Source organism: Methylobacterium sp. 4-46 (assembly GCF_000019365.1).
GTDB lineage: Bacteria > Pseudomonadota > Alphaproteobacteria > Rhizobiales > Beijerinckiaceae > Methylobacterium.
On sequence record NC_010511.1, the window covers coordinates 7515906 to 7540574 of the forward strand.

General features: G+C 73.9%; 25 protein-coding genes. 11 read left to right on the top strand and 14 right to left on the bottom strand.

The window, feature by feature from the left end; translation table 11 throughout:
• Positions 1-59 precede the first annotated feature (59 nt).
• Genes M446_RS33025 through M446_RS33040 form a run of 4 tightly spaced genes read right to left on the bottom strand, consistent with a single transcriptional unit; the run spans position 60 to position 2254 of the window.
• The gene (locus tag M446_RS33025; RefSeq protein ID WP_012336437.1) at positions 60-878 is read right to left on the bottom strand and encodes a hypothetical protein; all 819 of its coding nucleotides are present in this window, start codon (positions 876-878) and stop codon (positions 60-62) included.
• A gap of 52 nt (positions 879-930) precedes the next feature.
• A complete protein-coding gene (locus M446_RS33030) occupies positions 931-1332 on the bottom strand; it encodes a DUF3618 domain-containing protein (protein ID WP_012336438.1) in 402 nt (133 codons plus the stop codon).
• Positions 1329-1724: a phage holin family protein gene (locus M446_RS33035; RefSeq protein WP_012336439.1), complete on the bottom strand. Its 396-nt coding sequence runs from the start codon at positions 1722-1724 to the stop codon at positions 1329-1331. The genes M446_RS33030 and M446_RS33035 overlap by 4 nt, the downstream gene beginning before the upstream one ends.
• Positions 1725-1735: 11 nt before the next feature.
• Positions 1736-2254, bottom strand: a complete 519-nt coding sequence (locus M446_RS33040; protein ID WP_012336440.1) for a hypothetical protein — start codon at positions 2252-2254, stop codon at positions 1736-1738.
• Positions 2255-2589: 335 nt separating this feature from the next.
• Between M446_RS33040 and M446_RS33045 the strand changes: the two genes are divergently transcribed.
• Positions 2590-4011, top strand: a complete 1422-nt coding sequence (locus tag M446_RS33045; RefSeq protein WP_012336441.1) for an alpha,alpha-trehalose-phosphate synthase (UDP-forming) — start codon at positions 2590-2592, stop codon at positions 4009-4011.
• A gap of 16 nt (positions 4012-4027) precedes the next feature.
• Here the strand turns inward: M446_RS33045 and M446_RS33050 are convergent, their stop codons facing one another.
• Entirely contained in the window at positions 4028-4954 is a 927-nt protein-coding gene (locus M446_RS33050; protein WP_012336442.1) for a LysR family transcriptional regulator, read from the bottom strand.
• Positions 4955-5046: 92 nt separating this feature from the next.
• Here M446_RS33050 and M446_RS33055 point away from each other — a divergent pair, with 92 nt between their 5' ends.
• Together M446_RS33055 and M446_RS33060 are read left to right on the top strand one after the other, a co-directional pair.
• Positions 5047-6243 carry an MFS transporter gene (locus M446_RS33055; protein ID WP_012336443.1) on the top strand — a complete coding sequence of 399 codons (1197 nt, stop codon included), beginning with the start codon at positions 5047-5049 and terminating at the stop codon, positions 6241-6243.
• 1 nt (position 6244) lies between these two features.
• Positions 6245-7393, top strand: coding sequence for a serine hydrolase domain-containing protein (locus tag M446_RS33060; protein WP_012336444.1), 1149 nt, complete (start codon positions 6245-6247; stop codon positions 7391-7393).
• A 229-nt stretch (positions 7394-7622) separates the two neighbouring features.
• Here the strand turns inward: M446_RS33060 and M446_RS33065 are convergent, their stop codons facing one another.
• Both M446_RS33065 and M446_RS33070 read right to left on the bottom strand, forming a co-directional pair.
• A complete protein-coding gene (locus tag M446_RS33065) occupies positions 7623-9896 on the bottom strand; it encodes a CDC48 family AAA ATPase (protein ID WP_012336445.1) in 2274 nt (757 codons plus the stop codon).
• Between the two features lie 139 nt (positions 9897-10035).
• Positions 10036-10932 (bottom strand): metallophosphoesterase family protein, encoded by an 897-nt coding sequence (locus tag M446_RS33070; RefSeq protein ID WP_012336446.1) that lies wholly within the window; start codon positions 10930-10932, stop codon positions 10036-10038.
• Positions 10933-11305: 373 nt separating this feature from the next.
• On the opposite strand from M446_RS33070, the gene M446_RS33075 reads away from it, so the two are divergent.
• Together M446_RS33075 and lpxK are read left to right on the top strand one after the other, a co-directional pair.
• A complete protein-coding gene (locus M446_RS33075; protein WP_012336447.1) occupies positions 11306-12607 on the top strand; it encodes a 3-deoxy-D-manno-octulosonic acid transferase in 1302 nt (433 codons plus the stop codon).
• 2 nt (positions 12608-12609) lie between these two features.
• On the top strand, positions 12610-13608 hold the full coding sequence (gene lpxK / locus M446_RS33080; protein ID WP_012336448.1) for a tetraacyldisaccharide 4'-kinase: 999 nt from the start codon (positions 12610-12612) through the stop codon (positions 13606-13608).
• 4 nt (positions 13609-13612) lie between these two features.
• Here the strand turns inward: lpxK and M446_RS33085 are convergent, their stop codons facing one another.
• The 4 genes from M446_RS33085 to M446_RS33100 form a co-directional block, all read right to left on the bottom strand.
• Positions 13613-13831, bottom strand: a complete 219-nt coding sequence (locus tag M446_RS33085) for a DUF2093 domain-containing protein (protein ID WP_012336449.1) — start codon at positions 13829-13831, stop codon at positions 13613-13615.
• Positions 13832-13899: 68 nt separating this feature from the next.
• The gene (gene ldtR, locus M446_RS33090; RefSeq protein WP_012336450.1) at positions 13900-14415 is read right to left on the bottom strand and encodes a transcriptional regulator LdtR; all 516 of its coding nucleotides are present in this window, start codon (positions 14413-14415) and stop codon (positions 13900-13902) included.
• A 167-nt stretch (positions 14416-14582) separates the two neighbouring features.
• Positions 14583-15050 carry a DUF6163 family protein gene (locus M446_RS33095; RefSeq protein WP_012336451.1) on the bottom strand — a complete coding sequence of 156 codons (468 nt, stop codon included), beginning with the start codon at positions 15048-15050 and terminating at the stop codon, positions 14583-14585.
• Position 15051: 1 nt separating this feature from the next.
• Positions 15052-16113 carry an enoyl-CoA hydratase/isomerase family protein gene (locus tag M446_RS33100; RefSeq protein WP_012336452.1) on the bottom strand — a complete coding sequence of 354 codons (1062 nt, stop codon included), beginning with the start codon at positions 16111-16113 and terminating at the stop codon, positions 15052-15054.
• A gap of 197 nt (positions 16114-16310) precedes the next feature.
• On the opposite strand from M446_RS33100, the gene hemB reads away from it, so the two are divergent.
• The 5 genes from hemB (at position 16311) to M446_RS33125 (ending at position 20656) form a co-directional block, all read left to right on the top strand.
• Entirely contained in the window at positions 16311-17363 is a 1053-nt protein-coding gene (gene hemB, locus M446_RS33105; RefSeq protein ID WP_012336453.1) for a porphobilinogen synthase, read from the top strand.
• Positions 17360-17731, top strand: a complete 372-nt coding sequence (locus M446_RS33110) for a hypothetical protein (RefSeq protein ID WP_012336454.1) — start codon at positions 17360-17362, stop codon at positions 17729-17731. The genes hemB and M446_RS33110 overlap by 4 nt, the downstream gene beginning before the upstream one ends.
• A 127-nt stretch (positions 17732-17858) precedes the next feature.
• Entirely contained in the window at positions 17859-19100 is a 1242-nt protein-coding gene (locus M446_RS33115) for a threonine ammonia-lyase (protein WP_012336455.1), read from the top strand.
• Positions 19101-19258: 158 nt separating this feature from the next.
• Positions 19259-19792: an RDD family protein gene (locus tag M446_RS33120; protein ID WP_012336456.1), complete on the top strand. Its 534-nt coding sequence runs from the start codon at positions 19259-19261 to the stop codon at positions 19790-19792.
• Positions 19793-19909: 117 nt separating this feature from the next.
• A complete protein-coding gene (locus tag M446_RS33125) occupies positions 19910-20656 on the top strand; it encodes an arginyltransferase (RefSeq protein WP_012336457.1) in 747 nt (248 codons plus the stop codon).
• A gap of 28 nt (positions 20657-20684) precedes the next feature.
• Here M446_RS33125 and M446_RS33130 read toward each other — a convergent pair whose 3' ends face one another.
• From M446_RS33130 to M446_RS33140, 3 genes are read right to left on the bottom strand one after another with little or no spacing between them, the layout of a single operon-like run.
• Positions 20685-21500 (bottom strand): hypothetical protein, encoded by an 816-nt coding sequence (locus M446_RS33130; protein ID WP_012336458.1) that lies wholly within the window; start codon positions 21498-21500, stop codon positions 20685-20687.
• Positions 21497-22549, bottom strand: a complete 1053-nt coding sequence (locus M446_RS33135; RefSeq protein ID WP_265576487.1) for an AAA family ATPase — start codon at positions 22547-22549, stop codon at positions 21497-21499. The genes M446_RS33130 and M446_RS33135 overlap by 4 nt, the downstream gene beginning before the upstream one ends.
• A 4-nt stretch (positions 22550-22553) precedes the next feature.
• Positions 22554-23129: a hypothetical protein gene (locus tag M446_RS33140; protein ID WP_265576488.1), complete on the bottom strand. Its 576-nt coding sequence runs from the start codon at positions 23127-23129 to the stop codon at positions 22554-22556.
• Between the two features lie 186 nt (positions 23130-23315).
• Between M446_RS33140 and purB the strand changes: the two genes are divergently transcribed.
• A complete protein-coding gene (purB, locus tag M446_RS33145) occupies positions 23316-24623 on the top strand; it encodes an adenylosuccinate lyase (protein WP_012336461.1) in 1308 nt (435 codons plus the stop codon).
• Positions 24624-24669: the final 46 nt, after the last annotated feature.

Here is a 24669-nt window from a genome sequence, read left to right on the forward strand (position 1 = left end):
CAACGCCGGGGCCCGGGCCGGGTTCGGGGCGCGGTCCGCCCGCGCCCCGGGAAATCGGCTCAGTGCGTCTGGATCGTCGGCCCGCCCGGGCGCGGCGTCGCGCCGCCCTGATCGGCCTGGCGCAGCTCGTCCGTGGCCGCGTGCGCCGCCGCGGAGGCCGCGTCCTGCGCTTGGTCGAGGGCGGATTCGACGAACTGGCGGCCGCGCTCGGTCGCCTCGCGGGCGTAGCGCAGGCCCTGGTCGCGCACCTCGTCCGCCCAGGCGCCGACCGTCTCGTCCTCGCGGCGCGTGCGCGGCAGGAGGGCGCCGATCATCAGGCCGGCGGCCAGGCCGACCACGCCGACGAGGAGCGGGTTCTCGCCCACGAAGCGCTCGACCGCGCTCTGGCCGCGGGAGATCTGCGCCGAGCTCCGCTCGCGCAGGTCGGCGTAGCGCCGGGCGCCGGACTCGATCGCGTCGTTGGCGTAGTCGCGGGCGCGGTCGAGGGTCTCCGAGCCGCCCTGCTGGAAGCTGCCATAGGCCTGGCTGGCGCGCTGGTGGGCCTGCGAGACCGCGTCGCTCGCCGTCCGCCGCAGGCGCTCGGCCGCGGCGTCGGCGGCCTGCCGGATCTGCTCGGCGGTCTGACCGGCGGTGTCGCCGACCTTCGCGGCGAAGTCCGAGGCTTGGCTCGAGGCTTGGCTCGAGGCTTGGCCCGTGCCTTGGCCCGTGCCTTGGCTCGAGGCTTGGCCGGTGCCTTGGCCCGGTGCCTGTCCGCCGGCCGTCCCGGCCTGCGCCCGGGCGGTGTCGTGGTCCTGGTGGAGATTGCGCTCCGGCCCGGCGCCCGGGACGTGGGCGGAGGGGGCGTCCGGAGTTGCGGGCTTGATGGTGTGGTCGGCCATGTCGTGCATCCTTGTCGTGCAGCCTTGGCTTGCGGGCGCGGTCCGGCCCGCGTCAGATCTGCGCGGCCTCCGGACGGGCAACCCCGTCGGCGGCCGGGTGGTCGGTCGGGCGGTCCGGGTCGTAGATGCGCACGGCGCCGTCGTTCAGCACCGGCACCGTCGCGGCGCGCGCCGCCGTCGCTTCCTGGTGGAGGCGGCGGCGATTCTCCTCGGAGACGCGGTGCAGCAGCCAGCCGACGCCTGCCACGATCAGCATCACGGGCACCGGGTTGCGCCGAACCGCCGCCAGCGCCCCGTCGTAGAGGCCGCTCATCGGCGACTGGCGCACCGTGCCGAGCATCTCGTCGACGATGCTGGCGGGCGACAGCCGGTCCTGGATGCGGTCGATCGTGTGATCGAGCCGGGCCCGGGTCTGCTCGATCTCCTGTTCGAGCTCCGAGATCGACTGGGTCATCCGGACACCCTCTCGGACAGGACTCGCGCGTCCTGGCGCACTTGGCGGGTCGTGCGGGTGGGCGTGAGGGTCGAGAGCGACATCGCGCGGCTGCCCGCCAGGGCGAGGCCCACCGCCACGACCAGGAACACGCCGCCCACGATGAGGGCGGCGAGCGCCTCGGAATGGACCAGGGTGGCCAGCCACTTCACCAGCGCGTCGACCAGGACCAGCAGCGCGACGACCGCGAAGACCGCCGCCCCCACCACCATGCCGAGCCCGAGGAACAGCGTCCTCAGATTGTTCGACATCTCGGTCCGGAAGAGGGCGATCTCCTTGCGGGCGAGGTCGGTGGTCTCGCGCAGGGCCTCCGCGAGGAGACCCTGGATGCTGCCATTGCTCGGTTCAGCCATCGCCGCCTCCGTCAGACAGGGCCACGCCCGCCCGCCCGGCGCTCGGCCGCGAAGGCCTCGCGGCCCGGCATGGCATGGCGCGGATGGGCCGAGGACTTGATGAAGCGCGCCGCCAGGAAGCCGGTCACGAAGGTGGCGATCGCCACGGCGGCCGGGCGGCGGCGCGCCGCGGCCTCGATGTCGCTGTAGAAGTCCTCGAAGCTGCGCTCGCGGATCGAGCCGGAGAGCTGCTCCAGGCCCTCCGCGGCGCTGTCGAAGAAGGCCCGCACGTTCGGCTGGCTCTCCAGGCCCTTGCCCGATTCCCTGAGAGCTCGGGCGAAATCCTCGACCGATTGCGCCGCGTCGTCCTTGCGCCGCGCGACGTAGCCGGTGACCTGCTCGCGCGCCGCGTCGACCAGGCCGTAGCCGCGCTCCACCGCGACGTCGCCGAGCTGGCGCACGTCGTCGCGCAGGCCCGTCCAGCCGGCCGGATGGTCCGCGCCCGGCCCCGGCCCGGCCTGATGCTGCCCGTTCTGATAACCCGCGCTCATCACCCAAGACTCCTTGAGACATCATCATGGCGCGTCGGACGCCCGCCCGGCGCGGTCTACGATTGAGCGAGTAACCGCAGCCGGGTCGCCCGGTTCCGCTGCGGATGCAAGGCCCGTTCTCGTCCGGCCCGCGGCCGCGCCGCAGCGCGGCGAAACCGGGGCGATTCCTGTGGAGCGCCGTGCCCGGCGGAAAGCGCCGCCGTGCAACCGATGCGTTCCGCGAGGGTTGACCAAGGGCCGCGGATCGCGCTTGCATTCCGCGCATCCTACGCTCGCGCCGTGAGGGAGGGGCCGGGGCCCGGAACCCTCCCCCGCTCAGGGAGTCCGTAACCGCCGTGTCACGCCTGATCATCGTCTCGAACCGCGTCGCCGTCCCGGAAGCGGGATCGAAGGCCGTCGCGGCGGGCGGCCTCGCGGTCGCGTTGAAGGAAGCGTTCACCGCGTATCGGGGGCTGTGGTTCGGGTGGAGCGGTAAGATCGCCGAGCAGCCCTCGGGCGCGCCGGCCATCGCGGATCGCGGCCGCGTGCGCTACGCGGTGATGGACCTCTCGCCCCAGGATCACCGGGAATATTACAGCGGCTTCGCCAACCGGGCGCTCTGGCCGATCATGCACTACCGGCTCGGCCTCGCCGCCTACTCGCGGGCCGACTACGCGGGCTATCAGCGGGTCAACCGCATCTTCGCGCAGGCCCTGGCCGGCCTGATCGAACCCGGGGACCTGATCTGGGTGCACGATTACCACCTGATCCCCCTCGCCTCGGAGCTGCGTGGCCTCGGCGTGGCCAATCCGATCGGCTATTTCCACCACATCCCGTGGCCCTCGGGCGAGGTGTTCAACACGCTCCCGGCCTCGAACGAGCTGCTGCGGGCGGTGGCCGATTACGACCTGATCGGCCTCCAGACCGAGTGCGACGTCCACAATCTCTCGCGCAACCTCGTCGACGAGCTGCGGGCGATCCCGCTCGGCGGCGGCTCGCTGATGGTGGATGGGCGGCGCACCCGCATCCGCAGCTTCCCGATCGGCATCGACGTCGAGGGCTTCCGGCAGGCGGCGGACCGGGCCGGCATGAACCGGACGGTGCGGGACACGATCGCCGGGCTTCGCACGCGCAAGTTGCTGATCGGCGTCGACCGGCTCGACTATTCCAAGGGCGTGCCGGAGCGGATGGAGGCGGTGGAGCGCTTCTTCGCCTCCAACCCCGACCAGCGCGGCAACGTCGTCTTACTGCAGATCGCCCCGAAATCGCGCACTGAGGTGCCCGAGTACGAGCAGCTCAGCCGCGACGTGAACGAGGTCCTGGGCAACATCAACGGCTCGCTCGGCGAGCCGTCCTGGACGCCGATCCAGTACGTCACCAAGGCCTATCCGCGGGCGGTGCTGGCGGGCCTGTACCGGGCGGCGCGGGTCGGCCTGGTGACGCCGATGCGCGACGGGATGAACCTCGTCGCCAAGGAATACGTGGCGGCCCAGAGCGAGGACGATCCGGGCGTGCTCGTCCTGTCGAAATTCGCCGGCGCGGCGCGCCAGCTGCCCGAGGCGCTGCTGGTCAACCCCTACGACCGGTTCGAGGTGGCGGAGGCGATCCGGGCCGCCCTCTACATGCCCAAGGCCGAGCGGCTGGAGCGCTGGAAGCCGATGGTCGAGCGGCTCGGCCGCGAGGACGTGGATTGGTGGGCCCGCACCTACCTGACCGAGCTCGAAGCCTTCCGCACCATCGAGCGCGAGCCGCCGACGGCCGCCGAGGCGGCGCAGTAGCCGCGGGACGCGGCGCTCAGGAATCCTGCACATCCTGCCGGCAGCGGAGCGGATCGGTCTCGCGCAGCAGGTTCTCGCCCATGAAGGCCACGAAGGCGGCGAGCTTGGGCGAGGGGTGGCGGCTCGCCGGCCACAGGATGTGGAAGGCGCCGACCTCGCGCAGGTGATCGCGAAGGACGGCGACGAGCGCGCCGCGCCGCAGGAACCGCTGCACCGCGAAGAGCGGCAGGCAGGCGAGGCCGAACCCCTCCTCGGCGAGGCAGAGCTGCGGTTCCAGGGTGCTCGCCACCGCGGTCACCGGCAGGGCGAGGTCGAGATCCGCGCCGTCCCGCACCAGGGGCCAGCGCTGCAGCTTGCCCGTCGTGGGATAGCGGTGGTGCAGGCAGGCATGGGCGAGCAGGTCCTCCGGCGCGCGCGGCGTGCCGCGGGCCGCGAGGTAGTCGGGCGAGGCGACGATCCGGTGCGAGAAGGCGCCGAGCCGGCGCATCATCAGCCGCGAGTCGCGCGCCTCGCCGGTGCGGATCACGGCGTCGAAGCCCTCCTCGATCACGTCCACCAGCCGGTCGGTGAAGTCGAGATCGAGGGTGATCTCCGGATAGGCCCGCATGAAGGCCATCACCGCCGGCATCATCAGCATGCCGATCAGGGGCAGGCTGACGCGCAGCGTCCCGCTCGGGGCGCGCCGGGTCCGGGAGAGTTCGATCTCGGCGGCCTCGATCTCGGAGAAGATGCGCCGGCAGCGGTCGAGGAACATGGCGCCCTCCGGGGTGAGCGTGAGCGAGCGCGTGGAGCGGTGGAAGAGCCGGACCGCGAGCCGATCCTCCAGCCGCGCCACCGCCTTGCCCACCGCCGAGGCGGAGAGGCCGAGCCGCGCCGCGGCCGGCGCGAACCCGCCCGCCTCGGCCGTCTGCACGAAGGCGTTGAGTGCGCCGAGATGCTCCATGGGGCCCCCCCGATTGCGGACGCGGATGTCCGCGATGTCGGGAATTCTAGCCTCATTCCGCAGGGTCAGCGAGGCCCCTACCCTCCCGGGCCATGAGAACGCCCCCTGCCTCCCACCCCTCCCGCGGCGAGGGCCTGCCGCTCCCGGGCCTCCTCGCCCTCGCCATGGCGGGTTTCATCACCATCCTCACCGAGGCGTTGCCGGCCGGCCTGCTGCCGCAGATCGGCGCGGATCTCGCCGTCTCCGAGGCCGTCGCCGGGCAGTTCGTCACGGTCTACGCCGCCGGCTCGCTCCTCGCCGCCATCCCGGTGACCGCGGCGACGCGGCCGCTGCGGCGGCGCCCGCTGCTGATCGCCGCGATCGCGGGCTTCGCCGTCGCCAACACCGTGACGACCCTGTCCGGCTCCTACGCCCTGACCCTCGCGGCGCGCGCGGTCGCCGGCATCTCGGCGGGGCTGCTCTGGGCGCTCCTGGCCGGTTACGCGGCCCGGATGCTGCCCGAGGCCGCGCGGGGCCGCGCCATCGCGGTCGCCATGGCCGGCACGCCGCTGGCGCTGTCGATCGGCATCCCGGCCGGCACCTTCCTCGGCGCCCTGATCGGCTGGCGCGCCTGCTTCGGCCTGGTGACGGGGCTCAGCGGGATCCTGATCGTCTGGGTTCTGGCCGCCCTGCCCGATCCTCCCGGACAGGCGGCCGGCCGCGGGCTGCCGCTCTCCCGCGTGGCGTCCATGGCCGGGATCCGGCCGGTCCTCGCCGCGACGCTGACCTTCGTGCTCGCGCACACCATCCTCTACACCTACATCGCGCCGTTCCTCGACGCGGCGGGGCTCGGCGCCCGCACCGATCGCGTGCTGCTCGTCTTCGGCGCGGCCTCGGTGCTCGGCCTCGGCATCGTCGGCCTCCTCGTCGATCGCCGGTTGCGGACGCTGACGCTCCTCAGCACGGCCCTGTTCGGCCTCTCGGCGCTGGGTCTCGCCCTCGGCGGCGGCGCGGCGCTCCTGATCGCGGCGGTCGCCGCCTGGGGCCTCGCCTTCGGCGGCGCCGCGACGCTGTTCCAGACGGCCCTCAGCCGGTCCGCCGGGGATGAGGCGGACGTCGCGCAGGCGATGCTGGTGACGACCTGGAACCTCGCCATCGCGGGGGGCGGCCTGCTCCTGGAGCGGGTCGGCGCCCAGGGCCTGCCGCCGGCGCTCATGATCCTGCTCGTCCCGAGCTTCCTCGTCGTCCTGCGCGCCCGGCACCACGGCTTCCCGCCGGCCGCGCCACCCTCACCCCTCGAAGGAGCGTGACATGTCCGAGACCTCGCTGATCCTGCGGCTCGACCGCGTCATCGACGGCGCCCTGGCGGCCGAGCGCATCGTCGGCGCCGTCGTTCTGGTGGGCCGGGACGGAGAGACCGTCTACGCCCGCGCCGCCGGGCTCGCCGACCGCGAGGCGGCGGCGCCGATGCGGCCGGACACGATCTTCCGGCTCGCCTCCGTGTCGAAGCCCTTCGTGGCCGCGGCCGCGCTGGCCCTGGTGGCGCAGGGTCGGCTCGCGCTCGACCGCCCGATCACCGAGTGGCTGCCGGATTTCGCGCCGCGCCACGAGGGGCGGCCGGCGCGCATCACGCTCCGCCACCTCCTCAGCCACGCCTCGGGGCTCGGCTACGGCTTCCTCGAATCCGCGGACGGGCCGCTGCACCGAGCCGGCGTCTCGGACGGGATGGATCGCTGCGGCCTGACCCTCGCGGAGAACCTGCGCCGCCTCGCGGGCGTGCCGCTGCTGTTCGCGCCGGGCACCGGCTTCCGCTACGGGCTCGGCCTCGACGTCGCCGGGGCCCTGGTGGCGGCCGCGACCGGCCTGACGCTGCCGGAGGCGGTGCGCCGCCTCGTCGCCGAGCCCCTGGGCCTGCGCGACACCGGCTTCGCCCTCGGCGACGCCTCCCGCCTCGCCGCCGCCTACGCGGACGGGGTGCCGCTCGCGCGCCGGATGCGCGAGCCGGACACCCTGCACTTCGGGCCGGGCCTGGCCGGCATCGCGATGGATCCGGCCCGCATCTTCGATCCGGAGGCCTTTCCGTCCGGCGGCGCCGGGATGGTCGGCACGGCCGCGGAGGTGATGCGCCTCCTGGAGGCCCTGCGCCGGGGCGGCGCGCCGCTGATGCCGCCCGACCTCGCGGCGGAGATGGGCCGCGACCAGGTCGCCAAGATCGACCTCGAAGGCTCGCCCGGCTGGGGCTACGGGCTCGGATTCGCGGTGCTGCGCGATCCGCGGGCGGCGGGGGTCGCGGAGACGCCCGGGACGTGGCGCTGGGGCGGCGTCTACGGCCACAGCTGGCTCGTCGACCCGGCCCGCGGCCTCACGCTCGTGGCCCTGACCAACACCGCCCTCGAGGGCATGTGGAGCAGCGGGCGCTTCGCGCTCGACCTCGGCCGGGCGATCGCGGCGGCCCCGTGACCGGCCGTGGGCGCCGCCCGATCGATCCCGGCCGCGCGGCGCTTGAGCGAAGCCGACATCCGCATGGCGAAGCCATCCGTCGAATGTCGCATGCCAAAGCCCGCGCGGCGCTTGAGCGAGGCCCAAAGCCGCCATCCCGAAGGGATGAAGCGGGTTTGGTATGCCAAGCCCGCGCGGCGCTTGAGCGAAGCCGACATCCGCATGGCGAAGCCATCCGTCGGATGTCGGATCACTCGGCCGCCTGCCGGATCGGCATGAACCCGATCGGCTGGCGCTGCGGTCCCTCCTGCTTGAGGGTGCGCAGCATCGTCTCGTAATCCTGCTCCATCTCGGGCGTCACCGAGGGGCGCGTCTCGTGCAGCGCGGCCTCGAAATGCGCCCGCGTCACCTCGCTCGCCGCGAGGTCCGCCCGCAGCGCCATCAGGCCGGCCCGGCGGGTGAGGTCCTCCAGGTCCGCCCCGGTGAAGCGCACGGTGCGGGCCGCGAGGTCGTCGAGGTCGACGTCGCGGGCGAGCGGCATCCCGCGGGTGTGGATGCCCAGGATGTGGCGGCGGCCCTCCGCGCTCGGCACCGGCACGTAGACGAGTTCGTCGAAGCGGCCCGGCCGCAGCAGGGCCGGATCGACCAGGTTCGGCCGGTTGGTGGCGGCGATCACCACCACGCCCTGCAGCTCCTCCAGCCCGTCCATCTCGGCCAGGATCGTGTTGACCACCCGCTCGGTCACGGCGGGCTCGCCGAGGCCGCCGCCGCGCACCGGCGCGAGCGAGTCGATCTCGTCGATGAAGATCACGGTCGGGGCGACCTGCCGGGCCCGGGCGAACAGGCGCGAGACCTGCTGCTCGGATTCGCCGTACCATTTCGAGAGCAGGTCCGAGGACTTCGTCGCCACGAAATTCGCCGAGGCCTCCCGCGCCACCGCCTTGGCGAGCAGCGTCTTGCCGGTGCCGGGCGGCCCGAACAGCAGGAAGCCCTTGGCCGGCCGGATGCCGATGCGCCGGAACGCCTCCGGGTTCTTGAGGGGCAGTTCCACGCCCTCGCGCAGGCGGGTCTGGACGTCGCCGAGCCCGCCGACGTCGTCCCAGCCGACATTCGGCACCTGGATCATGATCTCGCGCAGCGCCGAGGGCTGGACCCGCTTGAGGGCGTTGAGGAAATCCTCGCGGCAGACCTGCAGGGTCTCGAGGATCTCCGGCGGGATCCCCTCCTTCAGGTTGATCTGCGGCAGCACGCGCCGCAGCGCGTCCATGGCCGCCTCGCGGGCGAGCGCCGCGAGGTCGGCCCCCACGAAGCCGTAGGTGGTGCGGGCGATCTCGTCGAGGTCGACGGTGTCGCCGAGCGGCATGCCGCGGGTGTGGATGGTCAGCACCTCGCGCCGGCCCGGCTCGTCGGGCACGCCGATCACGATCTCGCGGTCGAAGCGGCCGGGCCGGCGCAGGGCCTCGTCGATCGCGTCGCGCCGGTTCGTCGCCCCGATCACCACGATGTTCTGGCGCGGCTCCAGCCCGTCCATCAGGGTGAGGAGCTGGGCGACGATGCGGCGCTCCACCTCGCCGCGGGCCTCCTCGCGCTTCGGCGCGATCGAGTCGATCTCGTCGATGAAGATGATCGCGGGCGAATTGCGCTGCGCGTCGGAGAAGATCTGGCGCAGGCGCTGCTCGGATTCCCCGTACTGGCTGCCCATGATCTCCGGGCCGGCGATGTGGAAGAACTGCGCCTCGGTCTCGTTGGCGACCGCGCGGGCGAGCAGGGTCTTGCCGGTGCCGGGCGGGCCGTAGAGGAGCACGCCCTTGGGCGGGTCGATGCCGAGACGCTGAAACAGCTCGGGGTGGCGCAGCGGCAGCTCCACCATCTCGCGCACCTGGTCGACGGTGCTGCCGAGCCCGCCGATGTCGTCGTAGGTGACGTCGGCGCGCCGCGCCTCCTTGGGCTCCTCGTAGATCGGCCGCAGGTCGATCTCGGTCTCGGCCGTGACCTGCACGATGCCGCGCGGCTGGGTCGAGACCACGACCAGGCGGATCTCCTGAAGGCCGTAGGCCGGCAGGTTGAACATCGAGCGCAGCTCGGGCGGCACGTCGTCGTGGCCCATCCGCGACTGCACCGAGGTCGAGATCACGTCCCCGGCCATCAGCGGCCGCCGGAAGAAGGTGCGGCGCAGGGCCTCGGCCGAGCCCTGCAGGCGCAGGTTCTTCTGGGCCGGGGCGAGCACGACGCGGTTCGCGGGCCGCACCTCGGCGCGCTTGATCTCGACGTGGTCGCCCGAGCTCACCCCCGCATTGACGCGCTGGAGGCCGTCGAGGCGGATGATGCTGAGGCCCTCGTCCTCGGCGCCGAGGGCGATGGCGAGCGCCGTGGTGTGGCGCTTGCCGACGATCTCGATCGGGTCGCCCTCCTGCAGGTGCAGGCTGCGGAGAACCGCCGCGCCCACCCGGGCGACACCGCGCCCCACATCCTGCGCCCGCGCATTCGCCACCTGCGCGCGCACGCTGCCCGTGTCTTCCGCCATCCCGATCCGCCTCTCGCTGCGCGGGCGCCCGGGCGCACGCGGCGCCGGGCGGGGAGCTCGCCCGTCCGCGGGGGGCCCCGTTCGGCGGGAGAACGCGGGGGCCGCGCGGATTGTTCGGCGCGCGGCGAATCGCGCCCGCTCAGCCGTAGAGGGTGAGGATTCCGAGGTCGCCGATGCGGTCGTCCGGGAGCAGGCCGCGCAGGGTCGCGGTGACGGCGTAGCCCGTCGCGGTCCGGGCGAATTCGTAGAGGTGGTAGCCGGCGCAGTGGCTCAGCGCGCCGCCGCGGGCCGAGGCGGAAGGCGCCCCGATCACCGGCACGCGCCGCCCGTCCGGCCCGATCACGAAGGCGACCGAGCCGACGTGGTTGTGGCCGTGCAGGACGAGGTCCGCGCCGACCCGGCGGATCATCGCCTCGACGGCGGACGCGTCGGTCAGGTTGCGCCCGGGCAGGGCCCCGCCGACATGGGGCGGGTGGTGGATCATCACCACGCGGCAGGGCGCCTCCGGCTCGCGGGCGAGGCTGCCGAGCAGCGCTTCGGCCGCCGCGATCTGGCGGGTTCCGAGCCGGCCGCTCGCCACGAAGGGCGCGGTCGGGATCGCCGAGGACAGCCCGACCAGGGCGAGCGGCCCGCGGCGGCGCAGGTAGGGGAAGGCGCGCTCGCCTCCGGCATCGTCCCGCGTCCAGGGGCCGACCGCGTCGAGGAGCCCGTCGAGGGAGCCGCGCACGTAGGCGTCGTGGTTGCCCGGCACGAAGCTCACCGCCTCGGGCCCGCCCAGCGCCTCCAGGAACATCCGGGCGGTCTCCCACTCGCTCGGCAATCCGATGTTGCAGAGGTCGCCCGTGCAGGCGATGTGGTCGGGCGCGGCCGCCCGCAGGTCGGCGACCAGCGCCTCCAGCACCGCCATGTCGTGCGTCAGCTTGCGGCCGCGGCTCCAGTTCACCCAGCCGGTCGCGCGCTTGCTGAGCAACTGGCGCAGGCGCGGGCGCGAGAGCGGCCCGACATGGGGATCGGTGAGGTGGGCGAGGCGGAACATCGCGACGGCGAACGCGGGGGCGCCTCCGGTGGCGGCCCGGAACGACTCCCCGCCGCCGGGCGGCTTATGACCAAGGCCGCGCGGCGCCGCAAGCGCCCGCGGCGCCCGCACGCCCCGCCGCGACGCGCGGATCGGGGCCCGCGCGAGGTTGCGCCCTGCACTCAGGGGGCGCTAGACGGCGGGCTCCGGAAGCGGGATACGGCGGGTGGGGTCCGAGTCGGTCCCCCGCGGCGCCGGCTCCCCGCGGCCTCGCCCGAGGTCCGCCGCAGCGTCATCTCATGAGCCCTGTCCTCCGCACCGGCCGCCTTCCCACCGGCTGTCCCGGCGGTCCGTCCGCCCCTTCCCGCGAGCGTGGGCCGGAGCGGGGCGCCGGATGAGCGCCCCCGCCATGCCGTTCCTGCTGCGGGCCTACCATCACGGGCTCCTCGCCCTCGAACCGGCCCTGATCGGCCTGCTGGCCTGGCGCCGCCGCAAGGGCAAGGAGGATCCGGAGCGGCTGCCCGAGCGCGTCGGGCGCGCCGGCAAGCCGCGCCCCGCCGGGCCCCTCGTCTGGGCGCACGGCGCCAGCGTCGGCGAGGCCCTGATGCTGCTGCCGCTCGTCGACCGCCTCGCCCGCCGCGGCTTCACGGTGCTGGTCACCTCCGGCACCCGAACCTCGGCCGACCTCGTCGCCGCCCGCCTGCCCGCGGGCGCCCTGCACCAATTCGCACCCCTGGACGCGCCGCGCTACGTGGCGCGCTTCCTGGACCATTGGCGGCCGGACCTCGCCATCGTGGCGGAATCGGAACTGTGGCCGAACACCATCCTGGCCCTCGATGCCCGCCAGGTGCCCCTGATCCTCGTCAACGGCCGCATGTCGGAGCGCTCCGCCCGGGGCTGGGCCCGGCTGCCGGCCTTGGCGCGGGCGGTGCTCTCGCGCATCGCGATCTGCCTCGTCCAGACCCGCGAGGAGGCCGAGCGCTTCCTCCGGCTCGGGGCGCCGCGGGTCGTCGTGTCCGGGAACCTGAAATTCGACGCCCCCGCCCCGCCGGCCGACCCGCAGGCCCTGGCCCAGTTCTCGGCGATGCTGGCCGGGCGGCCGGTCTGGCTCGCGGCCAGCACGCATCCGGGCGAGGAGGCGGGCATCATCGCGGTCCATCGGCGCCTCGCCGCGCAGCGCCCCGGCCTGATCACCCTCGTCGTGCCGCGCCATCCGCGCCGCGGCGCCGAGATTGCCGCGGCGGGCCGCGCCGCCGGCCTGCGCGTCGCGCTGCGCAGCCAGGGCGGCCTGCCCGACGCGCGCACCGATCTCTACGTCGCCGACACGATCGGGGAGCTCGGCCTGTTCTACCGCCTCGCGCCCGTCGCCTTCATCGGCGGATCCCTGGTCGAGCGCGGCGGCCAGAACCCGATCGAGCCGGCCCGGCTCGACACCCCGATCCTGCACGGGCCCCATGTCCGGAACTTCGCCCAGGCCTACGCGGTGCTGGGACAGGCCGGGGCCGCCTTGGCGGTGGCCGACGAGGACGCCCTCGCGGAGGCCCTGGGCCGGCTCCTCGCCGACCCGGCGCGCCGCGCCGCGATGGCGGCGGCCGGGCGCCGCGCGGTGACGGCCTGCGGCGGCGCCCTCGACCGGACCATGGCGGCCCTCGAACCCTTCATCTGCCAGATGAAGATCAGCGGCCGGTTCGGCTGAGGATGCGGGCCCCGGACTTCTGGTGGCGCGATCCGCCTTCCCTGCCGGCCCGGCTGCTCGCGCCAGTCGGGGCGCTCTACGGCGCCGCCGCGGCGCGGCGAATGGCCCGGCCTGGCGCGCCGGCCCCCTGCCCGGTCGTCTGCGTCGGCAACGTCACCCTGGGCGGGGCCGGCAAGACCCCGACCGCCCTGGCGCTCGCGGCCCTGCTGCGGGAGCTCGGCGCGCGCCCCGCCTTCCTGAGCCGGGGCTACGGCGGGTCCCTGCCGGGGCCGCTGCGCGTCGATCCCGCCGCCCACGGCGCCGCCGAGGTCGGGGACGAGCCCCTGCTCATCGCCCGCGCGGCGCCCACCATCGTCGCCCGGGACCGCCCGGCCGGCGCCGCGGCCTGCGCGGCCGCCGGCGCCGACGTGATCGTGATGGATGACGGGCTGCAGAACCCGTCCCTGCGCAAGGATTGGTCCCTGGCCGTCTTCGACGCCGGGGTCGGCATCGGCAACGGCCTGCCCTTCCCGGCCGGGCCGCTGCGGGCGCCGCTCGGCGCCCAGTGGCCCCTCGTCTCGGCCGTGCTGGTGATCGGGGACGCGGCGCAGGGTCGCCCGCTCCTCGCGGCGGCGGCGGCGCGCGGCCTGCCCGCCCTGCGCGGGCGGCTCGCGCCGGACGCGGCGGCCGCCGCGGCGCTGCGCGGCCGCCCCGTCCTCGCCTTCGCGGGGATCGGCCGGCCGGACAAGTTCTTCGAGAGCCTGCGCGCGGTCGGGGCGGAGCTGCGCGGGACGCGCGCCTTCCCGGACCATCACGCCTACCGGGCGGGGGAGATCGCGGCGCTGGAGCGGGAGGCGACGCGGCGGGGCCTGACCCTCGTCACCACCGAGAAGGACCGCGTGCGCCTGCCCGCCGCCATGGCGGTGGCGGTGCTGCCGGTGCGGCTCGCGCTCGCGCCGGACGACGCGGCGCTCCTGCGCGCGCGCCTCGCGGCCCTGCTGAGGGGGCGGGCCGGGCCCTGAGCGGTCAGGGCCGCCCCGTCTCCCGCAGCCGCTGCATCACCGCCTCCGGCCCGGCATAGGCCTCCTGGCGGGCCACGCTCCAGTAGCGCAGGTCGTCGAGGGCGATCTCCGCGCCGGTCACCGCGCAGCGCACGAAGCGGCCCGGGCGCACCACCCTCAGGTTGCTGTCGCCGTACTCGACCACCGCCTCGCCCGTTCCGCCCCGATCCATCCGTCCCAGCATCGCGTCCTCCGGTCCGATCCCCGCGTGTAGGACGCCGCGGCCCGGCTGTCGACGGAGGCCGCGCCGGCTCACAGGCGGTAGCGGATCTGGTCGGTCCAGAACCGCTCCAGGCGGGCCAGCGACTGGTTCAGGCGGACGAAATCGTCCTCCGAGATGCCGCCGATCGGCTGGATCGTCCGGGCGTGCTTGTCGTAGAGGCCGCGCACGATCTCGTGCACCTCCCGGCCCTTATCGGTCAGGCTGATCCGCACCGAGCGCCGGTCGGTCTTCGAGCGGGCGTGGTGCAGGTAGCCGGTCTCGACCAGCTTCTTCACGTTGTAGGAGACGTTCGAGCCGAGATAGTAGCCGCGGGTGCGCAGCTCGCTCGCGGTCAGCTCCTTGTCGCCGATATTGTAGAGCAGCAGCGCCTGCACGCTGTTGACGTCCTCGCGGCCGCGGCGCTCGAACTCGTCCTTGATGACGTCGAGCAGGCGGCGGTGCAGCCGCTCGACGAGGTGCAGGGCCTCCAGGTATTGGTTGCGCACCACCGGCGCGGCTTCCGGGGCCCGGGCCTGCTCGGCCACCTTCAACGCCTGGTTCTTCATGGTTTCGCCTCTCTGTACTGCCTGCTGGGCGGTGTTGTCCGCTCCGCTTATGCAGCCAACCTAGGAGGCCCCCGTGAATGTGGGTTTAAACGATACGCTAAATTCTCGATTTACCGATGTGGGTAAATCGACGATAAAGCCGCCGGTCGCGGCCCCGGCGTCCCCGGTCACCGCATCTCGCGCGAGGCGAGCCAGGATACGGTGAAGTAGAGGACGACGATCGTCCCGTCGAAGGCAAGGTTCGGCACACTCATCGGCAGGAGCTGCGGGGTGAGCAGCGCCAGCACGAAGGCCGAGGTCGCGGCGAGCAGCCAGACGACGCCGCCCCAGGCGGTGCCGAGCCAGAGCCCGACCGCGGCCAGGAGGTCGATCACCCCGAAATAGATGATGACCGCCTGACGCCCCACCGGGGCGCCCTCGAAGGGCTGGGCGCCGGGCCGGGCGCCCAGGATCTCCGCCCAGGCGCTGAGGCCCTTGATCATCCAGATCACCGCGACCATGCGCATGAGCCAGATCAGCACCACGTCCCAGCGGGTGCCGGGCGGCTGAGGATTGCGCTCGATGCGGTCGCCCCCGTCCTCCGACAGGGCGAGGCCGCGCGAGGGGCCGCTGCGGGCCCTGGGGAGGCCGCGCATCTCAGGCGAACCGGGGCTCGTCGGGCAGGGGCGCGAAATGCGCCTCCACCGCCTCCGCCGTGACCGCCTCGAGGCGCTCGGGCCGCCAGCGCGGGGCGCCGTCCTTGTCGATCAGGGTGGCGCGCACCCCCTCGTAGAAGTCGTGTCCTTCGAGGATGCGGGTGACGATCCGGTACTCGGTCAGCATCGCCTCCGGGAAACTCATGGCGATGCCCCGGCGCATCTGCGCGAAGGCGACGGCGACGCTGGTGGGCGAGCGCGTGCGGATCGTGGCGGCGGCCTTGCCCGCGAAGCCGGAGCCCTCCCGCGCCGCCGCGTCGAGCCGGGCCAGCACCGCCGCCACGCTCTCGGCCGAGAAGCAGGAATCGATCACCTCGCGGGCGGCGTGGAGCGGCCCGGGCGGGGGCGCCTCGCTCTCGCCCAGCGCCGCCTCGACCGGCTCCCCCGCGGCGAGCCGCTCCGTGATCGCCTCGAAGGCGGGGGCCGGCGCCGCCCGCGTCGCGAGCCCGAAGGCGAGGCCGTCCCCCGGCCCGACCCGGTCGCCGGTGAGGGCGAGGTAGGTTCCGAAGGCGCCCGGCAGGCGCGGCAGCGCGTAGGTCGCCCCGACATCCGGGAAGAAGCCGATCCCCACCTCCGGCATCGCGAACAGGTAGCGCTCCCCCGCGACGCGGTGCGCGCCGTGCAGCGACAGCCCGACGCCCCCGCCCATCACGATCCCGTCGATCAGCGACACGATCGGCTTGGGGTAGCGGTGGATCAGGGCGTTGAGCGCGTATTCCTCCCGCCAGAAGGCGTCGGGCGCCCGCGGGCCCCGCGCCCGCGCCTCGTCGTGGAGGTGCCGGATGTCGCCGCCCGCGCAGAAGGCGCGCCCGGCGCCGCGCAGCACGATGCGCGTCACCCCGGGATCCGCCAGCCACGCGTCGAGGGCGGCGCGCAGGCGCCGCACCATGCCGAGATCGAGCGCGTTGAGGGCCTGCGGGCGGTTGAGGGTGAGGCACCCCGCCGTCCCCCGCCGCTCGACCAGGACGTGGGTCTCCGCGTCGCCCGCCATATCGCCCGCCATCGGCATCCTTCCTGACCTGCTGGGGCCGTAAACCAGCCGCCGGGGAGTGCGTCAACGCGACGGGCGCGCCCGTTTGCTGCCTGCCATGCGGCCGGGGCCGTCCCGGACGGGTTCCGAGGCGGCGCGGGTCTGTGCTAGGGCTTCATGAGAAGAATGACAGCGGCCCGTGCCCGCGGGTCCGGGAGGTCTCGAATTCGATGTCGCAGATCCAGCCCTTCGTCCGGCCCCTCGCCCGCGACGCCGCCCGGACCGAGACCGCCCCCGGCCTGTCCCTGACCCAGCGGCCGCGCCGCAACCGCAAGGCGGAGTGGTCGCGCCGGCTCGTGCGCGAGACCGTGCTGACCCTCGACGACCTGATCTGGCCGCTCTTCGTCATCGAGGGCGAGCGCCGGCGCGAGCCGGTGCCCTCCATGCCGGGCGTCGAGCGGCTGAGCGTCGACGAGGCGGTGCGCGAGGCCGAGCGCGCGGCCGCCCTGCGGATCCCGGCCATCGCCTTCTTCCCCTACGTCGAGCCCTCGCTGCGGGACGAGACCGGCTCGGAGGCGCTCAACCGCAACAACCTCGTCTGCCGGGCGGTGCGGGCCGTGAAGGCGGCGGTGCCGGAACTCGGCGTGATCACGGACGTCGCCCTCGACCCCTATACCAGCCACGGCCATGACGGGCTCCTCGACGACACCGTGATCGTCAACGACGAGACCGTGGCGCTCCTGGTCGAGCAGAGCCTGATCCAGGCCGAGGCCGGCACCGACGTGATCGCCCCCTCCGACATGATGGACGGGCGCGTCGGCGCGATCCGCGCGGGGCTCGACCGCTCGGGCTTCCGCGACGTGCAGATCATGGCCTACGCGGCCAAGTACGCGAGCGCCTTCTACGGCCCGTTCCGGGACGCGATCGGCACCAGCGCGACGCTCAAGGGCGACAAGCGCACCTACCAGATGGACCCCGGCAACACCGAGGAGGCGCTGCGCGAAGTCGCGCTCGACCTGGAGGAGGGGGCCGATTCCGTGATGGTGAAGCCCGGCCTTCCCTACCTCGACATCATCCGGCGGGTGAAGGAAGGCTTCGGCGTGCCGACCTTCGCCTACCAGGTCTCGGGCGAGTACGCGATGATCGCGGCGGCGGCCCAGAACGGCTGGCTCGACGGCGAGCGCGCCATGATCGAGAGCTTGGTGGCCTTCAAGCGCGCGGGCGCGGACGGCATCTTCACCTATTTCGCGCCGCGGGTCGCGGAGCGCCTGCGGGCCGGGTGAGGACGGCCGTCATCCTCGCCGCGTCGGCGGTCGCCCTCGCGGCCTGCGCGCCCGACCTCGACCCCGCCCAGGAGCGGGTCTGCCGGCGCGTGCTGCCGACCCTGGTGGCGGAGGGCGGGCGGGCGCGGGTGCTCGGCGCCGCGCCCGGGCGCGCGCCCCGCAGCATCCGCATCGACTTCGTCGAGGAGCGCGCCGGGCGCCCGCCCCTCACCCGCTGGGTGGTGTGCCGCTTCTCGGAGATGAGCCGCGTCGATCTCGGCGGGGTGCTGAGCGACCGCGGCCAGGTCGGCGAGGCCGCCCTCTACCTCCTCAAGCACTACTACCTCGACACGCCCGACGCGGCGGCGGCCGAGCCCGCCCCCGGCTGACGCCGCGGCCGGGCGATCGCCCCTGGCCGGTGGGCCGTGCCGACGCGCGCATCGACTCCGCGGGCGGCCGGGATCATTCTGACGGCGGGAATCGCCGCGGATGCGGCGCCGAGCGCGAGGGCGTATCTTGAGCGAACCCTACGTCATCGGCCCGGACGACGTCGCCCGGGCCGCCGAGACCATCCGGGGCCACGTGCTGCGCACGCCGCTGGTGCCGGCGCCGCGCCTGTCGGAGGTCACCGGCGCCCGGGTCTTCGTCAAGCACGAGAACATGCAGGCGACCGGGGCCTTCAAGGAGCGCGGCGCGGCGAACCGCCTGAGCCGGCTCGACGCCGACGAGCGCCGCCGCGGCGTGGTGGCGATGTCGGCCGGCAACCACGCCCAGGCGGTGGCCTATCACGCGAGGCGCCTCGGCATCCCGGCCACGATCGTGATGCCGGCCACGACCCCCCTCGTGAAGGTCGAGAACACCCGCGCCCACGGCGCCACCGTGCTCCTGGAGGGCGAGACGCTGGTCGAGGCGGCCGAGACCGCCCGCGACCTCGTCGAGACGCGGGGCCTCGTCCTGGTCCACCCCTACGACGACCCGGCCGTGATGGCCGGCCAGGGCACGGTCGCCCTGGAGATGCTGGAGGATGCGCCCGACCTCGACTGCCTCGTGGTGCCGATCGGCGGCGGCGGGCTGATGGCCGGGATGGCGGTCGCCGCCTCCGCCCGGCCGGACCTCGACCTCTACGGCGTCGAGGCGGCGTTCTACCCCTCCTTCCTCAACGCGATCGACGGCGGCGCGCGCCCGATCGGCGGGCCGACCCTGGCGGAGGGCATCGCCGTCAAGACGGTCGGGCGGTTCACCCTGCCGATCATCCGCGACCGGGTGCGGGAGATCCTCCTCGTCGGCGAGCCCGAGATCGAGCGCGCGGTGCACGACTACGCCACCCTGCAGCGCAGCCTCGCCGAGGGGGCGGGGGCGGCCGGGCTCGCGGCCCTGCTGGCCCATCCCGACCGCTTCGCCGGGCGCAAGGTCGGCCTCGTGCTCTGCGGCGGCAACATCGACGCGCGGCTCCTGGCCTCCGTGATGGTCCGCGAGCTGGAGCGGGAGGACCGCATCGTCTCCTTCCGCCTGACCGCGAGCGACCGCCCCGGCGTGCTCGGGCGGGTGACCGGGCGCCTCGGCGAACTCGGCGTCAACATCCTGGAGGTGTCGCACGGGCGCCTCCACCTCGACGTGCCGGCCAAGAGCGTGACGATCGACGTGACCATCGAGACCCGCGGCCCCGGCCACACCGCCGAGATCCTGACGACGCTCGCGGCCGAGGGCCTCGATCCGCGCCGCATCGGCCCGCACGGCACCGCCACGGCGACGGCCTGAGCAGACTTGCGCGGGGCAAGTCTGCCGGGAATCTTGCTCCCGCGCCATTCCTGCCGCCGAACCGGCGACCCCCGCCCGATGATGCGAAGGGCGGGTCTTGAGCGAGGCCGGCCGCGACGCCACTTGATCTTCGGAACGCACCCGAGGGAGCGCGGGCGATGGCGAATTCGTGGCAGGGCAACAACTGGCAGGACCCGTCCTGGCAGGGGCAGGGGCAGGGCTGGCAGGGGCAGGGCTACCCGCAGGCCGCGCCCGGCTACGGCACGCCTTTGCCCGTCGCGCACGCCTCGCTGACGCGGCGCTTCCTCGCCTACCTCCTCGACATCGTCTTCATCTTCGGCTTCACCTGCCTGCTCTGGCTCGCGATCGCCTTCCTGGGGGTGATCACCTTCGGCCTCGGCTGGACCCTGTTCGCGATCCTGCCGGCGAGCGGCATCCTCTACAGCGCGATGACCCTGGGCGGGGCCGGACAGAGCACCTACGGCATGCGGATGCTGGGATTGCGCGGCGTGCAGGCGGAGACCGGCGCCCCGGTCGACTGGATCACCGCGGGCGTGCACGCGCTGCTGTTCTACGTGGCGGTCTCGACCTTCCTGCTCTGGCTGTGCGACGTCGGCATCGGTCTCCTGCGGGCGGATCGCCGCACCGGCCACGACCTCGTCGTCGGCCTCGCGATCGTGCGCGTGGCCTGAGCGGGGGCTGGGGATGAGCCGGGAGCTTCGTGCGTGGGGCCTTGTTGAGCCGCCGAACGGGAGTGCTATGGTGGGGTCCGCGGTGCGCGCGCGCCGCCCCAGCGAGCGGTCCCCAGCGTGACGAGCCATCCGCGCGACGCCCCTCAGTTCTACCTCACGGCGCCCTCGCCCTGTCCCTACCTGCCGGGTCAGCACGAGCGGAAGGTGTTCACGCACCTGGTCGGGCGGCGCGCCCGCGACCTCAACGAGATCCTCACCCAGGGCGGCTTCCGCCGCTCGCAGACCATCGCCTACCGGCCGGCCTGCGAGACCTGCCGGGCCTGCGTCTCGGTGCGGGTGGTGGTGGGGGATTTCGAGCCGAGCGCGAGCCAGCGCCGGGTGCTGAAGCGCAACCGGGACCTCGTGGGCCAGCCGCAGCCGAACCGCCCGGCCTCGGAGCAGTACGCGCTGTTCCGCCGCTACCTCGACGCCCGGCACGGCGACGGCGGCATGGTCGACATGACCGTGCTCGACTACGCCATGATGGTCGAGGACAGCCACGTCGAGACGCACCTCGTCGTCTACCGCAAGCGCGGGCCGGACACGGCGATCAACGGCCGCGGGGTCGGGGCGCCGATCGCCGTCTGCCTGACCGACGTCCTCTCGGACGGGCTCTCGATGGTTTATTCCTTCTACGAGCCGTCCGAGGCCGACCGCTCCCTCGGCACCTTCATGATCCTCGACCACATCGAGCGGGCGCGGCTCCTCGGCCTGCCCTACCTCTATCTCGGCTACTGGGTCGAGGGTTCGCGCAAGATGGATTACAAGGCCAAGTTCGGGCCCCAGGAGCGCCTGATGCCGCAGGGCTGGGCGCGGGTGGGCTGAGTTCGCCGAGGGAAGGCAGCCCGGTCGGTCATTCGGCGCGGTGGGGCGGCAGGATCGGGCGCAGGATCTCCCCTGGGCGGGCCGGCAGCGGGGTCGCGTCGCCGGGGCGGCGCACGAGGACGACGCCCCGCGCCGGACCGACCGGCTGGCCGTCGCGCCAGCACCCGAAGTACGCGGTGATGCGGGAGAGGCCTGGCGTCAGGTCCAGCGCGACCGGCGGGACGTCGCGCGTCGTCCCCTCGCCGAGGTTCACGCTCACGACGGAGAACAGCCGCTGGCCGGCGACGATCAGGCGGCGCAGGCAATCGGCCGGCGGACCCGCGCCGCGCTCGATCCGCATCCCGAAGCCGTAGGAGCCCGGAGCCGGCACGGCCAGGAGGGCATTCGCCGTTCCGAGGTAGTTCGCGGGCGCGGCCGCGACGCTCGCGGTCAGGATCGGCCCCATGTCGAGTTGCGCGTCCTCGACCGTGAACCGGCCCGAGGGGGTCGGCGCCACGGTGATCTCCAGGCTCGGGCTCATCTCCACCTTGTGCAGGGTCCCGTACCAGCCCGTCTCGTAGCCGACATAGCCTCCGCCCGCCCGCGCGGCGGGCAGCGGGGCGACCGGCGGCTCGGCGCGCAGGGGCCCGGACGGAAGCGGGCCGGCATGCGGCTCCGCCCAGGGAGGCGGGGCTGGGCGCGCCGGCGCGGGCGCCTCCGCCACCGCGAGGCCGAACCAGAGCGCGGCCGCGACGGCGGCGCCCAGCAGCGGCATCGGCCCGAGCAGGAAGGCGGCCCGATAGGTGCCGTCCCGCTGCCAGAGACGGCGGTGGATGTAGGCGAGCTTGGCAAGGGCCGCGCTCATGCGGCACGCCCCGTCGCCGCCTCGACGTCGGCGGCGGTGAGGGTCGCGAGATCGACGCTGCCGGCACCGAGAAGCGGCCCGATCCTGACCGCCTGCGCCTCCCGCGCGCGTTCGAGCAAGGTTCGGGCGGTCCGGGCATTCGCGAAGCTCGGTCGCGCGCGCTCGCGCGCGAAGGAGGCCCTCAGGCGCGCGTCGCACCCGTCCTCGAAGCGCAGCCCCTCCGCTTCGGCCATCGCCCGGATGATCGCGAGCAGTTCGTCGTCGTAGGGCGCGAAGGCCAGGGTCTTCGTGAAGCGCGAGGGCAGGCCGGGATTGCTGCGCAGGAAGTCCTGCAGCGGTTCCGGGTAGCCCGCGACGATGACGACCAGCCGGTCGCGCTGGTCCTCCATCTCCTTGAGGAGGGTGTCGATCGCCTCCTGGCCGAACGCGTCGCCCTGCCGCGGCGCGAGCGCGTAGGCCTCGTCGATGAACAGCACCCCGTCGAGCGCCTCGGCGATGCGCTGGCGCGTCTTGAGCGCGGTCTGGCCGACATAGCCCGCCACCAGCCCGGAGCGGTCGGTCTCGACGATGTGGCCGCTCTCGAGAACCCCGAGTTCGCGCAGGGCGGCGCCGTACAGGCGGGCGACCACGGTCTTGCCGACGCCCGGCGGGCCCGTGAACACCATGTGCAGGGAGAGGGGGCTGACCCGCATCCCCGCGTCGCGGCGGGCGGCCTCGACCTTGAGGCGCTCGATCAACGTGCGGAGTTCCGCCTTCACCTCGGCGAGGCCGATCAGCCGGTCGAGCGAAGCGACGGCCTCGTGCGGGCCGGTCGGGACGACGCGGAAGGCGCCCGGGCGCGTGCCGGCGACAAGCGGCCAGAGCCGCATCACGCGCGAGACCGCGCAGGCATTCGCATCCGCGACCAGGGTTGCGAGCGAGCCGTAGCCCAGCCAGGCCGGGACGGTCGGCGTGATGCGGAACACCGACAGGATGGACAGGCCCACCATCGCGAGCATGCACAGGCTGACGACCGGTGTCGGACCGAGCTGGTCGCGAAGCCACCTCAAGGGCTTAGCCATCGGCGCGGCCGCAGCGCGCGGAGGGGCGCCACGTCACCGGCTGGGTCGCCTCGCCCGCTCCCGGCGGGACCTGCCACGCCGGCATCAGCGCGAGGGTCGCGGCGCCGCCCGCGCGGAAGACCGCGAGGGTGCCGCGTCCCGCCTCGTAGGGTGCCGGATAGGGGATCGCGACGCGGCGCGGGGCATCGGGCAGGCTGAAGGCGGGAGAGACGTAGGGGCCCGACCGCAGCCGGATCGACCCCGCCGCCGCCTTCGGTGCGCGCACGATCGACACCCAGGCGAGCCTCACGGCGCAGCGTTCGCGCCGCTGCCGGATCTGCGCGACCAGGGGATCCGACGGGTCGAGCGTCGCCACGGCATCCTGAAGATCCTCCGGGGCGACCTCGTCGAGGAGGCTCACCGACGCGGCGTCTGGACCGGTCGCCTGCCGCGTGGCGGGCAGGATCCAGAACCAGCCGAGGAGCGCGGTCAGCACCGCGACCGCGGCGGCCGGCCCGGCACCCGGCCATCCGGCCGCCTCCCGACCCGCCGCGCGGGCATTCCCGTCCGGTCCGGCCAATCCAGCCATGCTCCGCATCCCGAAGACAGCGCCTCGCCGCGGCGACGCATCCCAACTGCCGCAACGTCAAGTTAGGGCATGCGGTCGCCTCGCGGGTCAAGGCGGTTCGCGGCGGCGCGGCGGCGCGTTGAGCCCCTCCCCGCCCCGTGCTACCCGCGCCCGCATGCTCAGATCCTTCCGCATGCGAGGCGCCCGATGATCCCCCGTTACAGCCGCCCCGAGATGACGGCGATCTGGTCGCCGGAGACGCGCTTCCGGATCTGGTTCGAGATCGAGGCGCACGCCACCACGGCGCTCGCCGAGATCGGCGTCGTGCCGAGGGAGGCCGCGGAGACGATCTGGGAGAAGGGCCGCGACGCGGTCTTCGACGTGGCGCGCATCGACGAGATCGAGCGCGTCACCAAGCACGACGTGATCGCGTTCCTGACCCACCTCGCCGAGATCGTCGGGCCGGAGGCCCGCTTCGTCCACCAGGGCATGACCTCGTCGGACGTGCTCGACACCTGCCTCAACGTGCAGCTGGTGCGCGCCACCGACCTCCTCCTGGCGGATCTCGACGGGCTGCTCGCCGCCCTGCGGCGCCGGGCCTTCGAGCACAAGCTCACCCCGACCATCGGCCGCTCGCACGGCATCCACGCCGAGCCGGTCACCTTCGGGCTGAAGCTCGCCCAGGCCCACGCGGAATTCGCCCGCGCCCGCGAGCGGCTCGTCGCGGCCCGGCGCGAGGTCGCGACCTGCGCGATCTCGGGCGCCGTCGGCACCTTCGCCAATATCGACCCGCGGGTCGAGGAATACGTGGCCGAGAAGATGGGCCTGACGCCCGAGCCCGTCTCGACCCAGGTCATCCCCCGCGACCGCCACGCCATGTACTTCGCGACGCTCGGCGTGATCGCCTCCTCGATCGAGCGGCTGGCGATCGAGGTGCGCCACCTGCAGCGCACGGAGGTGCTGGAGGCGGAGGAGTACTTCTCCGAGGGCCAGAAGGGCTCCTCGGCCATGCCGCACAAGCGCAACCCGGTCCTGACGGAGAACCTGACCGGGCTCGCCCGCATGGTGCGCGCCTACGCGCTGCCGGCGATGGAGAACGTCGCCCTCTGGCACGAGCGCGACATCTCGCATTCCTCGGTCGAGCGGATGATCGGGCCGGACGCCACCGTCACCCTCGACTTCGCCCTGGCGCGGCTCACCGGGGTGATCGACAGGCTGCTCGTCTATCCGGACAACATGCAGCGCAACCTCGACCGGCTCGGCGGCCTCGTCCACTCGCAGCGCGTGCTGCTGGCCCTGACCCAGGCCGGCCTGTCGCGGGAGGACGCCTATCGGCTCGTGCAGCGCAACGCGATGCCGGTCTGGCGCGGCGAGGGCGAGTTCCTGACCCTGCTCAAGGCCGATCCGGAGGTGAGCGCGGCGCTCTCGCCCGAGGCGATCGAGGCCTGCTTCGACCTCGGCTACCATTACAAGCACGTCGACACGATCTTCCGCCGCGTCTTCGGCGAGAGCTGAGGGCCGCTCGGCCCCCCGGGGACGCCCCTCCCCGAGCCCCGGGGCG

Excerpts from the sequence above, each read along its gene's own strand:
- M446_RS33050 (WP_012336442.1), bottom strand. The coding sequence starts at position 4,954 with ATGGAGCATCTCGGCGCACTCAACGCCTTCGTGCAGACGGCCGAGGCG.
- hemB (WP_012336453.1), top strand. The coding sequence starts at position 16,311 with ATGTCGCAGATCCAGCCCTTCGTCCGGCCCCTCGCCCGCGACGCCGCC.
- M446_RS33060 (WP_012336444.1), top strand. The coding sequence starts at position 6,245 with ATGTCCGAGACCTCGCTGATCCTGCGGCTCGACCGCGTCATCGACGGC.
- M446_RS33130 (WP_012336458.1), bottom strand. The coding sequence starts at position 21,500 with ATGAGCGCGGCCCTTGCCAAGCTCGCCTACATCCACCGCCGTCTCTGG.
- M446_RS33065 (WP_012336445.1), bottom strand. The coding sequence starts at position 9,896 with ATGGCGGAAGACACGGGCAGCGTGCGCGCGCAGGTGGCGAATGCGCGG.
- ldtR (WP_012336450.1), bottom strand. The coding sequence starts at position 14,415 with ATGAAGAACCAGGCGTTGAAGGTGGCCGAGCAGGCCCGGGCCCCGGAA.
- M446_RS33085 (WP_012336449.1), bottom strand. The coding sequence starts at position 13,831 with ATGCTGGGACGGATGGATCGGGGCGGAACGGGCGAGGCGGTGGTCGAG.
- M446_RS33140 (WP_265576488.1), bottom strand. The coding sequence starts at position 23,129 with ATGGCTGGATTGGCCGGACCGGACGGGAATGCCCGCGCGGCGGGTCGG.
- M446_RS33040 (WP_012336440.1), bottom strand. The coding sequence starts at position 2,254 with ATGAGCGCGGGTTATCAGAACGGGCAGCATCAGGCCGGGCCGGGGCCG.
- M446_RS33025 (WP_012336437.1), bottom strand. The coding sequence starts at position 878 with ATGGCCGACCACACCATCAAGCCCGCAACTCCGGACGCCCCCTCCGCC.
- purB (WP_012336461.1), top strand. The coding sequence starts at position 23,316 with ATGATCCCCCGTTACAGCCGCCCCGAGATGACGGCGATCTGGTCGCCG.
- M446_RS33100 (WP_012336452.1), bottom strand. The coding sequence starts at position 16,113 with ATGGCGGGCGATATGGCGGGCGACGCGGAGACCCACGTCCTGGTCGAG.
- lpxK (WP_012336448.1), top strand. The coding sequence starts at position 12,610 with ATGCGGGCCCCGGACTTCTGGTGGCGCGATCCGCCTTCCCTGCCGGCC.
- M446_RS33095 (WP_012336451.1), bottom strand. The coding sequence starts at position 15,050 with ATGCGCGGCCTCCCCAGGGCCCGCAGCGGCCCCTCGCGCGGCCTCGCC.
- M446_RS33035 (WP_012336439.1), bottom strand. The coding sequence starts at position 1,724 with ATGGCTGAACCGAGCAATGGCAGCATCCAGGGTCTCCTCGCGGAGGCC.
- M446_RS33070 (WP_012336446.1), bottom strand. The coding sequence starts at position 10,932 with ATGTTCCGCCTCGCCCACCTCACCGATCCCCATGTCGGGCCGCTCTCG.
- M446_RS33120 (WP_012336456.1), top strand. The coding sequence starts at position 19,259 with ATGGCGAATTCGTGGCAGGGCAACAACTGGCAGGACCCGTCCTGGCAG.
- M446_RS33055 (WP_012336443.1), top strand. The coding sequence starts at position 5,047 with ATGAGAACGCCCCCTGCCTCCCACCCCTCCCGCGGCGAGGGCCTGCCG.
- M446_RS33075 (WP_012336447.1), top strand. The coding sequence starts at position 11,306 with ATGAGCGCCCCCGCCATGCCGTTCCTGCTGCGGGCCTACCATCACGGG.
- M446_RS33030 (WP_012336438.1), bottom strand. The coding sequence starts at position 1,332 with ATGACCCAGTCGATCTCGGAGCTCGAACAGGAGATCGAGCAGACCCGG.